We start from the raw sequence: 13,698 nt of genomic DNA, 5'->3' as shown, positions 1-13,698 counted from the left end.
CCCATGAAACTTGATGATGTTCAGCGCATTGCGCACCTTTCCAGGCTTGAGTTAAGCCAAGCAGAGGCCGAGGCAGTTTTACCTCAGTTGCAGGCTGTTTTTTCCCTTGTTGAGGAAATGCAGGCTGTTAATACTGAGGGCCTTGAACCACTTGCTCACCCCATTTTGTTTTTGCGTGAACTGGCTCAGCCATTGCGCACTGACCAGGTAACAGAGTCTGATCAGCGTACCGAAAACATGCAATCCGCCCCCGCCCAGCAAGATGGCTACTTCTTGGTTCCGAAGGTGATTGAATGAGTTGGCACAACACTTCCGTTGCCTTAATGGCAAAAGCGCTGGCTGCAAAAGAGGTGTCCAGCAAAGAGCTAACGCAATATTTTTTGGATCGCATTGAGTCTGAAAAGCGGTGGAATGCATTCATTGATGTGAATGCTCACTTAAGTTTAGATCAAGCAAATAAAGCGGACTCACTCATTTCTGCTGGTAAAGCAGGTAAATTGACCGGCATCCCAGTTGCGCATAAAGATGTCTTTGTAACCTGCGGATGGAAGACCACTGCCGCCTCCAAAATCTTGGCTGATTATCAAAGCCCTTTCGATGCAACTGTGGTCGCCAATCTAGGAATTCCAGACGTCAATAACCCGAATGGTGCTGGGATGGTTTGTCTGGGCAAAACCAATATGGATGAGTTTGCGATGGGTTCATCAAACGAGAATTCGGCCTATGGTCCAGTGCTAAATCCATGGAATGCATCCTGTGTTGCTGGCGGTTCATCTGGAGGATCAGCTGCAGCTGTTGCCGCAGGTTTGGCGCCAATAGCCACAGGTACGGATACTGGCGGCTCAATTCGTCAGCCAGCGGCATTTTGTGGTCTAACAGGAATTAAGCCCACATATGGGCGCGTTTCTCGCTACGGCATGATTGCCTATGCATCCTCTTTGGATCAAGCTGGTCCGATGGGTAAAACGGCGGAAGACTGTGCCTTGTTGCTGACGGCGATGTCTTCGCATGATCCGCGTGATTCCACTTCTTTGTCTGATTCTGGTGAGGACTATGGACGTTACCTCAATCAAGCTTGGCAAGAGGGTAATGCAAATCCCGCAAAACCTTTAGAAGGTTTGAGAGTTGGCTTGCCAAAAGAGTTTTTTGCTGAGGGCCTATCTGCAGATGTTGCAAAGTCAGTAAACGAAGCCGCAAAACTGTTGGAAAGCTTGGGTGCTAAATTAGTTGAAGTCAGTCTGCCGAAAACGAAATTATCAATACCGGTGTATTACGTATTAGCACCGGCGGAAGCATCCAGTAATTTGAGTCGCTTCGATGGTGTACGTTATGGGCATCGCGCTAGCGAATACAAAGATCTCGGTGATATGTATCAAAAATCTCGCACTGAGGGATTTGGTGCGGAGGTAAGACGTCGCATCATGATTGGAACTTACGTTCTTTGTCATGGTTACTACGACGCATATTATTTGCAAGCTCAAAAAATACGACGCATTATTGCTTCAGACTTTCAGGCAGCATTTAAAGAGTGCGACGTCATCTTGGGGCCCGTGGCGCCTGATGTGGCTTGGCGCTTGGGTGAGAAGTCAAAAGATCCCGTGCAAATGTATTTGGAAGATATCTATACGCTGTCTACTAATCTCGCTGGCTTACCCGCAATGAGTACGCCTTGTGGATTTAATGCAAACAATTTGCCAATTGGAATGCAGTTGATCGGCAATTATTTTTCTGAGGCTCATCTATTACAAATCGCGCATCAATATCAGCAAGCCACTGATTGGCATTTGCGTCAAGCAAGCGAGGTGGCATGATGCAGTGGGAAGTTGTTATTGGTTTAGAAACACACGCGCAATTACAAACGCAATCTAAAATTTTTAGTGGAGCTAGCACTCGTTTTGGTGCCGCTCCGAATACGCAAGCATGTGCCGTAGATTTAGCATTGCCGGGTGTGCTGCCAGTTCTTAATCGCGAAGCCGTTGAGCATGCTATCCGTTTTGGATTGGCGGTAGGCGCGAAGATCTCACCAGCAAGTATTTTTGCTCGCAAGAATTATTTTTATCCTGATCTACCTAAAGGCTATCAAATTAGTCAGTTTGAGATTCCGGTTGTGGTCGGCGGGAAGATTGAAATTTTGGTGGGCGATGAAGTTAAGACCGTTGAACTTACTCGCGCTCATATGGAAGAAGATGCGGGTAAATCGGTTCACGAAGAAGGCTTTATTGGGCCGCATGGTGAGCCTTCCAGCGGAATCGATCTCAATCGTGCTGGCACACCTCTATTAGAGATTGTGACCGAGCCAGTGATGCGTAGTGCTGCAGAAGCAGTAGCCTATGCCAAGGCTTTACATGGCCTGGTTGTCTGGTTGGGTGTTTGCGACGGCAATATGCAAGAAGGATCTTTCCGTTGCGATGCCAACGTATCCGTGCGTCCAAAAGGCCAGGTTGAGTTTGGTACGCGTTGCGAGATTAAAAATTTGAACTCTTTCCGTTTCTTGGAAGAGGCAATTCAATATGAAGTACGTCGTCAAATTGAATTGATTGAGGATGGCGGTACTGTGGTTCAGGAAACCCGTCTATACGATCCTGATCGCGGTGAGACTCGCAGTATGCGTAGCAAAGAAGACGCAAACGATTATCGCTATTTCCCAGACCCTGATTTATTGCCAGTGCTGATTGATGATGCATGGATTGCTAAGGTACGCAGCACAATGCCTGCATTGCCTGCTGATCTGCGTGCGCAATGGCAAGCCGATTACGGACTAAGCGCCTACGATGTGCAGCTACTCAGCCAAGATCGCGATACGGCTAAAGTTTTTGAAGAGTTGTTAGCGATTGTTGGAAAACCATTGGCTAAAGCTGCTGCCAATTTAATTGCTGGAGAATTTGCTTCATCAATTAATCGCGCAGGGATTGCGATTGCTGATGCGCCTTTAAAAGCAAAAGATTTGGCGCCCTTACTTGCTCGAGTTGCTGATGGCACGATTTCAAACAAGATTGCAAAAGACATTTTTGCAACCCTTTGGGATGATGCAATCGTAGGAAAACCAATCAGTACTGTCGATCAAATTATTGATGCAAAAGGCTTGAAACAAATCAGTGATAGCGGTGCATTAGAGGCCATTATTGATCAGGTCCTTGCCGCCAATCAAAAATCAGTAGAAGAATTCCGATCTGGAAAAGACAAGGCTTTCAATGCTTTGGTGGGCCAGATTATGAAAGCCTCTCAGGGTAAGGCAAATCCCGTTCAGGTTAATGAATTGCTACGTAAAAAATTGAGCTAAGTAAGAAATTCAAGAAAGAGATACATGAGTGCGATAGATCCAAAACAGGCTGAGCAAGAAGAGTTGGTTGCTGAGTGGTTGCGCGCAACCCCAGGTTTTTTTGAGCGTTATGCCAATTTGTTTAATGAGATTCGGATCAAGCACCCGCACGAAGATCGCGCCATCTCTTTGCAAGAGCGTCAGATGACAGTCTTGCGTACACAAAACCAAGAACTTAATCGACGCTTGAGTGAGATGCTGCACTTTGGTAGTCGCAATGACAAAACGCAACAAAGTTTGGTCGCTTGGTTGTTGCGCTTAATAAAGGCAAACAATAAGGCTGATGTTGAAGCGGCAATTACTACTGGCTTGGCAGAAGTTTTTGAGGTTGAAGCTGCACAATTACTATCTCCTAATTCGGCATTTGGTCCTTGGGTAGATACGCCCTTGTGCGGCTCTGCTAAGGAATTGGCTGCTGCCAGTGTAGATTTGCTGGCTAGTCAAACTCAGATTGATCCCGAATGGCAAAGCATGGTGGCTATCGGCCTGCCGCTTGGTAAGAGCATTGGTGCGAATCAATCACCAGCAGTTCTTTTGTTGGCCAGCAAAGACGAGACTCGGTTTACTGCTGACATGGGCGCCTTCTATTTAAGGCAAATTGCAGAACTGACTGCTGCAGCTTTGGATCGTATCCAGGCTTATGAAATTAAAGCCGGCTGATCTTCATCCACTCATGCAAGAGTATTTGCATGAGCTTCATGTATTGCGTCAACTCTCTCTGCACACGCTAAAAGCGTATGGCATGGACTTAAGTGATTTACAAAACTTTGCACAAGATGATTCCGTTGATTTATTAAAGGTAACGAATGCCCATGTGCGTCGTTGGGCTGGACGTTTGCACTCCAAAGACAAGTCATCTAGAAGTATTGCTCGGGCTTTATCTGCATGGCGTGGATGGTACGACTGGTTGACAGAAAAAAATGCACGGCGCGATGCACAGGCGGGTAAAGTCAGCGTACGGTTAACCGCCAATCCTGTGGATGATGTTAAGGCGCCAAAGCGCCTTAAGTCCTTGCCTAAAGCCCTTTCTGTTGAGCAAGCGCTTGCGTTGGTGAATCAGGCTGTAAAAGAAGCGGCTGAGAAAAAAGATTTAGAGTCGATTCGGGATGCCGCCATTGTTGATTTGTTGTATTCCTCCGGTTTGCGTTTATCTGAGCTTCTAGGTATTGACGTCATGCAGAGTAAAGATCGTCAATATGAATCTGCAGGATGGCTAGATTGGGATGCCGCAGAAGTGACCGTTTTAGGCAAAGGCGGTAAAAGACGCTCTGTTCCGGTTGGTGCTCCTGCAATGCAATCTTTATTGGCGTGGAGAAACCTTAGGGATGCGAGCGGGGAATTATCTGAATCCCTTGCGCTCTTTTTATCTGCAAGTGGCAAGCGTTTATCACCACGCACAGTGCAGGCACGGTTGCGAACTTTAGCGATTCGTGCTGGCTTGCCTACTCACGTCCATCCGCATATGATGCGCCATAGTTTTGCCAGCCATGTGTTGCAGTCCTCACAGGATTTGCGTGCCGTTCAAGAAATGCTTGGGCACGCCAGTATTGCCAGTACGCAGATTTATACCTCTTTAGATTTCCAGCATCTAGCTCAGGCATACGATAAAGCGCATCCACGCGCCAAGGCTGGCAAAGCTTGAGGAACTAGGTAAGATAGTGGGTTTCCCGAGTGTGGGAACACAACACACAAAGATTTTTGGATTTTGATTGGATCGCTCATGGCATTAATCCCTGTAACTATATTGACCGGCTTTTTAGGAAGCGGCAAAACTACTTTGTTAAAACACATTCTGACTGAAGATCACGGTAAAAAAATTGCAGTGATTGAGAATGAGTTTGGCGAAGAAAATATCGATAACGATATCCTGGTCCAGGATCATGAAGAGAATATTGTGCAAATGAGTAATGGTTGTATTTGTTGCACCATTCGCGGCGATTTAGTTGAGGCGTTAAATGCTTTATGGGAGCAGCGAAAAGATAAAAAAATTCATTTTGATCGCGTTGTCATTGAGACTACGGGGGTAGCAAACCCAGGGCCTGTAGCCCAAACCTTCTTTATGGATGATGATGTTGCGGATCATTATGTGCTTGATGCCGTAGTGACTTTAGTGGATGCTAAGCATGGCCAGCAGCAACTGACTGAGCACGAGGAGGCCCAGCGCCAAGTGGGTTTCGCGGATCAAATATTTATTACGAAAACAGACTTAGTGTCGGCAGCCGAAGTTGAAGCTTTGCGTAGCCGTTTAATGCATATGAATCCGAGAGCTCCCATCAGTGCAATCTCTAAGGGCGTGGTTCCATTAAATGCTGTTTTAGATCTCAAGGGTTTCAATTTAAATGCGAAGTTAGATATTGATCCTCATTTCTTGGAGCAGGATGATCACGATCATGCTCACTGCGGTCACGACCACTCTCATGATCATGATCACAGTACTTGCGGACACGATCATAGCCATGACCACCATCATGGTCATGCTGGCCATACCGATCGCATTCAGTCCTTCGTTTTTCGTAGTGATAAACCCTTTGATCATAAAAAACTGGAAGATTTCCTGGGGGGTATTTTGGAGGTCTTTGGAGAGAAAATGCTGCGCTACAAGGGCGTGCTTTATGTCAAAGGAAGTAGCCGAAAAGTGGTGTTTCAGGGGGTGCATCAAATGATGGGCAGTGATTTAGCTGGTCCCTGGGGGTCTGAGCCCAAACAAACCCGTATGGTCTTCATAGGCATTGATTTGCCTAAAGACACCCTACTGGCTGGGCTTGAAGGCTGTTTGGTCTAGTCAGATTCGGGTACAATCCGCCGCCACGGCCAAGATTGTGAAAGCTTGAAGAATATTGGCTAGCAACAACAAAAGTTTGGCAGAATGAGGCAATAATGCTTCAAATCTAGGAAAGAATGAGATGACGGTAAAAACAGCAACAAAACCTGCAAGTACTGCGAAAGCAAGCAGCAAAGCTACGAGCACTAAAGCAGCTAAGGGCGCGCCTTTAACTGAGGCTGAATTGCTTAAGATGTCTGACAAGGACTACATGAATGCTGCCCAGTTAGATTTTTTCCGTCAAAAGTTGTTGACCTTAAAAGATGACATCTTGAAAAATGCATCCGAGACAACTGAACATCTCCGTGAAAATATTTTGGTTCCAGATCCAGCTGATCGTGCAACGATTGAAGAAGAGCATGCGCTGGAATTGCGCACTCGTGATCGTGAGCGCAAATTACTTAAAAAAGTTGAGCAAGCACTCGGACGAATCGAATCTGGTGAATATGGTTGGTGTGAAGAAACAGGTGAGCCAATCGGCCTGAACCGTTTAATTGCAAGGCCTACAGCCAATTTGTCTCTTGAGGCACAAGAGCGTCGCGAACTCCGTCAAAAATTATTTGGCGAATAAACACCATTTGTAATGACTAAGCATTTGACATCTATTAGCGATATCTCGCCTTTATTAAAGGCGGAGATTCTTGCTGAGGCATTGCCTTACATTCGTGCGTATCACGGTAAAACCATCGTCATTAAGTACGGTGGAAATGCTATGGTCGAGGAGCGACTCAAGGAAAGTTTTGCGCGCGATGTGATCTTGTTGAAATTAGTTGGTATGAATCCTGTGGTGGTTCATGGTGGTGGCCCACAAATTGACGAGGCCCTCAAAAAGATTGGTAAGACTGGAACATTTATCCAAGGTATGCGTGTTACCGATGAAGAAACTATGGAAGTGGTTGAGTGGGTTCTCGGTGGTGAAGTGCAACAAGATATCGTGATGCTGATCAACCATTTTGGCGGACAGGCAGTTGGCTTAACCGGCAAAGACGGCGGCTTGATTCATGCGAAGAAAATGATGATTCCTAGCGACACAGAGCCAGGTAAGAAAGTCGATATTGGTTTTGTAGGTGAAATCGAAGCAATCAATCCAGCCGTTGTGAAGGCCTTGCAGGACGATGCTTTCATTCCGGTAATTTCTCCGATTGGCTTTAGTGCGGAAGGTCAGGCATACAACATTAATGCCGATTTGGTTGCTGGAAAGATGGCAGAGATTTTGCATGCGGAAAAATTAGTCATGATGACCAATATTCCGGGTGTAATGGATAAAGATGGCAAATTACTGACGGATTTAACCGCTAGAGAGATTGATGGTTTATTTGCCGATGGCACTATTTCAGGCGGTATGTTGCCAAAAATTTCTTCTGCTTTAGATGCAGCTAAGAGCGGCGTAAATTCAGTGCACATAATTGACGGTCGCATTGAGCATTCTTTGCTGTTAGAAATTTTGACCGAGCAAGCTTTCGGCACGATGATTCGTTCCAGATAAGAAGATGACAATGCGCGAATCCATAGAGTCAGCAGAAATCAACAGCGCTAGCGTTGATGCTGGCAAGACACGCAAGCGCCCTCGTCCAGGCGAGCGCCGTTTGCAGATTCTGCAAGTGCTGGCAGAAATGCTGCAAAATCCAAAAGGTGAACGTGTCACAACAGCAGCTTTGGCAGCGAAGATTGACGTATCAGAGGCTGCTTTATATCGACACTTTGCAAGTAAAGCCCAAATGTTTGAGGGCTTGATTTCATTTATTGAGCAAACTGTTTTTGGTTTAATCAACCAAATTAATCAAAAAGAAGAATCAGGTCTTGCCCAGGCCCGAGGCATTCTGCAGATGCTCTTATTCTTTGCGGAAAAAAATCCTGGTATGACACGAGTCTTGTTGGGAGACGCTCTTTTGCAGGAGGATGATCGCTTGCAAGAACGTATTACCCAAGTTCTGGATCGAGTTGAGGCCTCTCTTAAGCAGGCTTTGCGTATTGCCCAGACTCAAGGCGGAGCATGGTCTAAGTTAGGACAAGAAGAAGTAAGCATCCGCGCAGCCATGTTGATGAGCTTTGTATTGGGGCGTTGGCATCGTTTTGCTAGAAGCGGTTTCAAAAAGCTACCAACAGATGCCGCTGATGTAAGTTTGCGTCTGCTATTGTCAGAATGAGCGAGTTACATCTCTCTAGAAATACCATTCATTTTGCCGAGCCACTGCCTTTGCAAAGTGGCGCCATGTTATCGGGATATGACTTAGTCATTGAAACTTATGGCAAGCTCAATGCAGATAAAAGCAATGCCGTACTCATTTGTCATGCTTTAAATGCTTCGCATCACGTAGCAGGCCCAAGTCCAGATAATCCTGAAGACATTGGATGGTGGGACAACATGATTGGCCCTGGTAAACCGGTCGACACAGATCATTTTTTTGTAATTGGCGTGAATAATTTGGGATCCTGTTTTGGATCTACGGGCCCAATGAGCCTAAACCCAGCTACAGGCAAGCCATATGGAGCCGATTTCCCGGTAGTTACGGTAGAGGATTGGGTAAATACTCAGGCTCGTCTTGCGGATAAATTGGGGATTCGGAAATTTGCGGCAGTGATGGGCGGAAGTTTGGGAGGTATGCAAGCCTTGGCGTGGGCTATTCAGTTTCCCAAGCGCCTTGATCATTGCATTGTCATTGCATCTACTCCAAAGTTAAGCGCACAAAATATTGCGTTTAATGAAGTGGCTCGTAACGCCATTCTGTCGGACCCAGATTTTCATGGCGGCAATTACTATGCGCATGGAGTAGTACCTAAGCGTGGCTTGCGTTTAGCTCGCATGGTTGGTCACATCACCTATTTGTCTGACGACGATATGGCTGAAAAGTTTGGTCGTGAATTACAACGCCCTCATGGAGAGTCCAAGGACTATCGCTTCAGCTTTGATGTGGAGTTTGAGGTTGAAAGCTACCTACGTCACCAAGGAGATAAATTCTCCACTTATTTCGATGCCAATACGTATTTGCTCATAACCCGTGCCCTTGATTATTTCGATCCTGCGCGCCGATCTGAAGGCAGCCTCAATCGCGCTTTGGCTGAAGTGCAGGCAAAGTTTTTGGTAGTGAGTTTTTCAACAGATTGGCGCTTTCCTCCAAATCGTAGTCGTGAAATTGTTCAATCGCTACTTAGCAACAAGAGCGAAGTTACCTATGCCGAAATTGATGCGCCACATGGTCATGACGCTTTCTTGTTAGATGATAAGCGATATCACAATCTTGTGAGGGCGTATTTCAAGCAAATGCGCGAGGTTCATCATGAGTAATTTAAATAAGCGCGCCGATTTTGCTGCCATCGCAAATTGGATTATTCCTAATAGCCAGGTGCTTGATTTGGGTTGTGGTGACGGCAGCTTTTTGGAGTTCTTGCAGAAACAAAAACCAGTGCATGCTTATGGTGTTGAGATAGATGACGGGAGAGTTTTAGCTTGTGTGCAAAAGGGCTTAAACGTTATCCAGCAAGACTTAGAGGGCGGCCTCGCCTTATTTGAAGACAATAGTTTTGATACGGTTGTGTTATCTCAGACTGTGCAAACGATTCATCAGACTGAAAAAATTCTGCGTGAGATTGTGCGCGTTGGCAAAGAGTCGATTGTGTCCTTTCCAAACTTTGGTCATTGGTCGCACCGTTTAGCGGTTGCGCTTGGTCGTATGCCTGTCTCAAAGAGCTTGCCTTATCAGTGGTACAACACTCCAAACGTACGCGTATTGACGGTTGCCGATTTTGAAAAATTAGCATCCAGTCTTGGACTTAAAGTCATTGATCAATGCATCTTGCATGATGGTCGACAAGTGACCTTGATGCCAAATCTGTTTGGTAGCCTTGCTCTATTCCGTGTCTGTCGCGCATAAGATAAACATCAAGGTGCTGTCCGCCATTCAATCTTGGTTAAAAGACTTTCGGGTGTATCTCGAATGGCCTTGCCTAAGAATGTTATTTCTAGGCTTCTCAGCGGGCTTACCCCTTTTGCTAATACTGGGAACTTTGAGTTTTTGGTTGCGCGAAGCAGGAATCGATCGCAGCACAATTGGCTACTTAACTTGGGTTGGGCTGATTTACGCGTTCAAATGGATGTGGGCCCCCTTGGTTGATCGTGTGCAAATTCCATTCTTAACTGCTCTATTGGGGCGCAGGAGAAGTTGGTTGATATTCGCGCAAGCCCTGGTCATTCTCGGCTTAGTAGGCATGTCTACTTTGGATCCCAAGCTTGCCCTGAATTCAATCGTATGGTGTGCTCTATTAGTGGCATTTGGTTCTGCTACTCAAGACATCGCTTTGGATGCATTTCGGATTGAATCAGCGAATAGCGATCGTCAGGCGGCGCTCGCGGCCACATATCAAACTGGTTATCGCTTAGCACTCATCTGGGCGGGTGCCGGCGTATTGTGGTTGGCCGCAAGAGCTGAAACAGGTAGCGGTTATGACGCTGGTGCTTGGCAATTTGCTTATTTGTGTATGGCGGCCTCGATCGGCGTTGGGGTTTTGACAACCCTATTTAGTAAAGAGCCTGCTCGTTATGAGTTAGCTAAAGCGCGCAATGCAAAAGCGTGGCTGTATCAAACTTTGATTGAACCATTTGCAGAATTTATTCGTCGCTATCGTTGGCATGCCATATTAATTTTGTCTCTCATAGCGATTTATCGTATTAGTGATGTAGTGATGGGCATCATGGCTAACCCGTTTTATGTTGATATGGGATACACAAAAGATGAGGTTGCGGCAGTTAGCAAAGTATTTGGCGTTGTGATGACTCTCGTTGGCGCCTTTGTGGGCGGAGTTCTCACGCTCCGATTCGGCGTTCTCAGAATTCTATTTGTGGGTGCCGTGTTATCTGCTGTAAGTAATCTGCTATTTGCTTGGCTTGCCCATCAGGGGCATGATTTGCACGGTTTAATCTGGGTGATTTCGGCGGATAACTTAAGTTCAGGAATCGCCAGCTCCGCGTTTATTGCATTCCTTTCATCTCTTACAAATATTCGCTACTCGGCAACGCAGTACGCTTTATTTAGTTCGATGATGCTGTTATTACCAAAGTGGCTGGCAGGATTTTCTGGCGTTTATGTTGACCACTTTGGATACCCAGCTTTTTTCTATGGCACTGCCATCATCGGCCTTCCAGTATTGGCATTAATCTGGGCAACGATGCATTTTCAAATTGTGCAGACCAAAAAAGAAGGCGAATAGTTTTAAAGCTTCCAGTCATAATCCACCGTTAGTGGTGCATGATCAGAAAAGCGTTCATCTTTATAGATGGTGGTTGTCTTGGCTGCAGCAGCAATCTCGGGAGTGCTGATTTGATAATCAATGCGCCACCCAACATTTTTAGCATAAGCTTGGCCACGATTGCTCCACCAGGTATAGCAAGTCTCTCCAGCCTTAGGCTCTAGTTTGCGATAAACATCGACATAGCCCACTTGATCAAATAGTTTGGTTAACCAAGCGCGCTCTTCAGGCAGGAAGCCCGAGTTTTTAAGATTGCCTTTCCAGTTTTTTAAATCGATTTCATGGTGGGCAATATTGACGTCACCGCAGAGAACAATTTCACGGCCAGATTTTTTAAGTTTGATGAGATGTGGCATGAAACTATCGAGGTAGCGATACTTAGCCTCTTGTCGCTCAGGAGAGCTTGAGCCTGATGGCATGTAAACCGAGATCACCGAAAGATTTTTGAAGCGCGCTTCAACATAACGCCCTTCCGCATCAAATTCTGCATTGCCATATCCGTAAAGTACTTCATCTGGTTGATGGCGTGTATAGATGCCACAGCCGCTATAGCCCTTTTTCTCCGCATGATGAAAGAAGCCATGTAGTCCATCAGGATTCAGAATGGCGTCTTCTAAATCATCGCGTTGGGCTTTGAGTTCTTGCATGCAGATGAAGTCAGCCTTTTGTTTGATGGCCCACGGTAGAAAGCCTTTTTTAACTGCAGAACGAATACCGTTGAGGTTCGCGGAAATGATGCGTAACATGTAGGTCTATGAGCTCAAATAATTCAAATCAAGATAACTTTATTCGTTTTGCCTTGGAGGCAAAGGTTTTGTCCTTTGGGGAGTTTAAAACCAAAGCCGGCAGGCTCTCTCCATATTTCTTCAATGCTGGTGAATTTAATGATGGCGCTCGTTTGGGCGCGCTTGGACGTTACTATGCAAAGGCGTTGGTGGAATCAAAAATTCCTTTCGATATGTTGTATGGGCCAGCCTATAAGGGCATTACTCTTGCAGCTGCGACCGCTATTGCTCTAGCGGACGAAGGTATTAATGTTCCTTATGCTTACAACCGCAAAGAAGCCAAAGATCATGGCGAAGGTGGCGTGTTAGTTGGTGCGCCGGTAAAGGGTAAGGTCATTATTGTTGATGATGTTATTTCAGCAGGCACATCAGTTAGAGAATCTGTAGACCTCATTCGCAAAGCGGGCGCTGAACCTGTTGCCGTATTAATTGCCTTAGATCGCATGGAGCGCTCGGGTAATGCGATAGAAATTGGCGACAAGTCAGCAGTACAGGCTGTTGAGCAAGAGTTTGGTTTGCCGGTAATTTCAATCGCGAATCTAACCGACCTAATGTCATTTTTGACAGCATCAAGCGATGGCCAGTTAACTGCTTATTTGCCAGCAGTAAAAGCGTATAGAGAAAAATATGGCGTCTAAGAAAAAGGTCTCTTAGATTTCTGTTTCACCTTCGAAAACAGTAACGGCTGGGCCTGTCATGATTACGGGCTGAATTTCATTATTCACAATTCCACCCCAAGCAATTTGGAGGTCACCTCCACGAGTATGTACCTTTACTGGTGAGTCAAGCAGTCCTCTGCGAATGCCTGAAACCACTGCCGCACAGGCGCCAGTTCCGCAGGCCAAGGTTTCTCCGGCACCACGCTCATAAACTCGCAACACTATCTCGTTGCGACCCATGATTTGCATATAACCTGCATTCACTCTTTTTGGAAAGGCGGCATGCTTTTCGATTTCAGGGCCTTCCTCTAAAACGGGGGCACTAGCAACATCAGCCACCACTTGAACGGCATGGGGGTTGCCCATGGAAAGCACACCCACCAAAGTATCGTGTGTCGCAGGATGATTCAGTGGCAGCGCATAGAGTGTTTCATGAAACTCTTGCATGCTTGCTAGGCCATTGGCATTGAATGGAATCTGGCTGTGCTCAAAAATTGGCGCGCCCATATTCACCTCAACTTGACCATCGGAATGAGACTTTAAGGTAAGGACGGTGTGCGCCACTTCAACACGCAGAGGATTTTTATTGGATAGGCCTTGGTCAAGCACAAAGCGCACAAAGCAACGTGAGCCATTACCACATTGCTCTACTTCTCCGCCATCCGCATTAAAGATGCGATAACGAAAGTCGGCATCGTCGCGAGTAGGTTTTTCAACCAAAAGAATTTGATCTGCGCCAATACCAAATTGACGATGCGCCAAGGCTTGCCATTGGTCGCGAGTGATATTGCTTAAGTCTTGATCGATGCCATTGAGCACAATGAAATCATTGCCCGCACCATGCATTTTGGTGAAGCGTAATTTGCGTCT

The 13,698-nt window shown here is 46.2% G+C and carries 15 protein-coding genes; 13 read left to right on the top strand and 2 right to left on the bottom strand.

The genetic code is table 11. The features are described 5' to 3' along the window. Positions 1–3 precede the first annotated feature (3 nt). The 12 genes from gatC to NHB35_RS10460 all read left to right on the top strand — a co-directional run bounded on the left by gatC (position 4) and on the right by NHB35_RS10460 (position 11,345). The gene (gene gatC, locus NHB35_RS10515; RefSeq protein WP_353432309.1) at positions 4–297 is read left to right on the top strand and encodes an Asp-tRNA(Asn)/Glu-tRNA(Gln) amidotransferase subunit GatC; all 294 of its coding nucleotides are present in this window, start codon (positions 4–6) and stop codon (positions 295–297) included. Further along, positions 294–1,811 (top strand): Asp-tRNA(Asn)/Glu-tRNA(Gln) amidotransferase subunit GatA, encoded by a 1,518-nt coding sequence (gene gatA / locus NHB35_RS10510; protein ID WP_353432308.1) that lies wholly within the window; start codon positions 294–296, stop codon positions 1,809–1,811. Before gatC ends, gatA begins: the two co-directional genes overlap by 4 nt. After that, complete coding sequence (gene gatB / locus NHB35_RS10505) at positions 1,811–3,280, top strand: Asp-tRNA(Asn)/Glu-tRNA(Gln) amidotransferase subunit GatB (RefSeq protein WP_353433445.1); 1,470 nt, start codon at positions 1,811–1,813, stop codon at positions 3,278–3,280. Before gatA ends, gatB begins: the two co-directional genes overlap by 1 nt. 24 nt (positions 3,281–3,304) lie before the next feature. Beyond that, complete coding sequence (locus tag NHB35_RS10500; protein ID WP_353432307.1) at positions 3,305–3,979, top strand: DUF484 family protein; 675 nt, start codon at positions 3,305–3,307, stop codon at positions 3,977–3,979. Between the two features lie 13 nt (positions 3,980–3,992). Further along, a complete protein-coding gene (locus NHB35_RS10495) occupies positions 3,993–4,961 on the top strand; it encodes a tyrosine recombinase XerC (RefSeq protein WP_353433444.1) in 969 nt (322 codons plus the stop codon). A 78-nt stretch (positions 4,962–5,039) separates the two neighbouring features. After that, positions 5,040–6,101 (top strand): GTP-binding protein, encoded by a 1,062-nt coding sequence (locus NHB35_RS10490; protein WP_353432306.1) that lies wholly within the window; start codon positions 5,040–5,042, stop codon positions 6,099–6,101. A gap of 232 nt (positions 6,102–6,333) precedes the next feature. Then, positions 6,334–6,711 carry an RNA polymerase-binding protein DksA gene (dksA, locus tag NHB35_RS10485; protein ID WP_353433443.1) on the top strand — a complete coding sequence of 126 codons (378 nt, stop codon included), beginning with the start codon at positions 6,334–6,336 and terminating at the stop codon, positions 6,709–6,711. A 12-nt stretch (positions 6,712–6,723) separates the two neighbouring features. Further along, a complete protein-coding gene (gene argB, locus NHB35_RS10480; RefSeq protein WP_215390456.1) occupies positions 6,724–7,626 on the top strand; it encodes an acetylglutamate kinase in 903 nt (300 codons plus the stop codon). Between the two features lie 10 nt (positions 7,627–7,636). Beyond that, the gene (gene slmA / locus NHB35_RS10475; protein WP_353432305.1) at positions 7,637–8,287 is read left to right on the top strand and encodes a nucleoid occlusion factor SlmA; all 651 of its coding nucleotides are present in this window, start codon (positions 7,637–7,639) and stop codon (positions 8,285–8,287) included. After that, entirely contained in the window at positions 8,284–9,426 is a 1,143-nt protein-coding gene (locus NHB35_RS10470; protein ID WP_353432304.1) for a homoserine O-acetyltransferase, read from the top strand. Before slmA ends, NHB35_RS10470 begins: the two co-directional genes overlap by 4 nt. Beyond that, on the top strand, positions 9,419–10,012 hold the full coding sequence (metW, locus tag NHB35_RS10465) for a methionine biosynthesis protein MetW (protein WP_353432303.1): 594 nt from the start codon (positions 9,419–9,421) through the stop codon (positions 10,010–10,012). The genes NHB35_RS10470 and metW overlap by 8 nt, the downstream gene beginning before the upstream one ends. Positions 10,013–10,025: 13 nt before the next feature. Continuing rightward, the gene (locus tag NHB35_RS10460) at positions 10,026–11,345 is read left to right on the top strand and encodes an MFS transporter (RefSeq protein WP_353432302.1); all 1,320 of its coding nucleotides are present in this window, start codon (positions 10,026–10,028) and stop codon (positions 11,343–11,345) included. 2 nt (positions 11,346–11,347) lie between these two features. Here NHB35_RS10460 and NHB35_RS10455 read toward each other — a convergent pair whose 3' ends face one another. Further along, entirely contained in the window at positions 11,348–12,130 is a 783-nt protein-coding gene (locus NHB35_RS10455) for an exodeoxyribonuclease III (RefSeq protein ID WP_353432301.1), read from the bottom strand. 8 nt (positions 12,131–12,138) lie between these two features. Between NHB35_RS10455 and pyrE the strand changes: the two genes are divergently transcribed. Beyond that, positions 12,139–12,807 carry an orotate phosphoribosyltransferase gene (gene pyrE, locus NHB35_RS10450; RefSeq protein WP_353432299.1) on the top strand — a complete coding sequence of 223 codons (669 nt, stop codon included), beginning with the start codon at positions 12,139–12,141 and terminating at the stop codon, positions 12,805–12,807. A gap of 12 nt (positions 12,808–12,819) precedes the next feature. Here the strand turns inward: pyrE and dapF are convergent, their stop codons facing one another. Next, a complete protein-coding gene (gene dapF, locus NHB35_RS10445; protein WP_353433442.1) occupies positions 12,820–13,674 on the bottom strand; it encodes a diaminopimelate epimerase in 855 nt (284 codons plus the stop codon). Positions 13,675–13,698 lie beyond the last annotated feature (24 nt).

Source organism: Polynucleobacter sp. MWH-UH23A (assembly GCF_040409805.1).
Classification (GTDB): domain Bacteria; phylum Pseudomonadota; class Gammaproteobacteria; order Burkholderiales; family Burkholderiaceae; genus Polynucleobacter.
Note: the sequence above shows the minus strand (reverse complement) of the source record. Positions and strands in the feature narration are given on the sequence as shown.

Excerpts from the sequence above, each read along its gene's own strand:
- gatC (WP_353432309.1), top strand. The coding sequence starts at position 4 with ATGAAACTTGATGATGTTCAGCGCATTGCGCACCTTTCCAGGCTTGAG.
- gatA (WP_353432308.1), top strand. The coding sequence starts at position 294 with ATGAGTTGGCACAACACTTCCGTTGCCTTAATGGCAAAAGCGCTGGCT.
- gatB (WP_353433445.1), top strand. The coding sequence starts at position 1,811 with ATGCAGTGGGAAGTTGTTATTGGTTTAGAAACACACGCGCAATTACAA.
- NHB35_RS10500 (WP_353432307.1), top strand. The coding sequence starts at position 3,305 with ATGAGTGCGATAGATCCAAAACAGGCTGAGCAAGAAGAGTTGGTTGCT.
- NHB35_RS10495 (WP_353433444.1), top strand. The coding sequence starts at position 3,993 with ATGCAAGAGTATTTGCATGAGCTTCATGTATTGCGTCAACTCTCTCTG.
- NHB35_RS10490 (WP_353432306.1), top strand. The coding sequence starts at position 5,040 with ATGGCATTAATCCCTGTAACTATATTGACCGGCTTTTTAGGAAGCGGC.
- dksA (WP_353433443.1), top strand. The coding sequence starts at position 6,334 with ATGTCTGACAAGGACTACATGAATGCTGCCCAGTTAGATTTTTTCCGT.
- argB (WP_215390456.1), top strand. The coding sequence starts at position 6,724 with ATGACTAAGCATTTGACATCTATTAGCGATATCTCGCCTTTATTAAAG.
- slmA (WP_353432305.1), top strand. The coding sequence starts at position 7,637 with ATGCGCGAATCCATAGAGTCAGCAGAAATCAACAGCGCTAGCGTTGAT.
- NHB35_RS10470 (WP_353432304.1), top strand. The coding sequence starts at position 8,284 with ATGAGCGAGTTACATCTCTCTAGAAATACCATTCATTTTGCCGAGCCA.
- metW (WP_353432303.1), top strand. The coding sequence starts at position 9,419 with ATGAGTAATTTAAATAAGCGCGCCGATTTTGCTGCCATCGCAAATTGG.
- NHB35_RS10455 (WP_353432301.1), bottom strand. The coding sequence starts at position 12,130 with ATGTTACGCATCATTTCCGCGAACCTCAACGGTATTCGTTCTGCAGTT.
- pyrE (WP_353432299.1), top strand. The coding sequence starts at position 12,139 with ATGAGCTCAAATAATTCAAATCAAGATAACTTTATTCGTTTTGCCTTG.
- dapF (WP_353433442.1), bottom strand. The coding sequence starts at position 13,674 with ATGCATGGTGCGGGCAATGATTTCATTGTGCTCAATGGCATCGATCAA.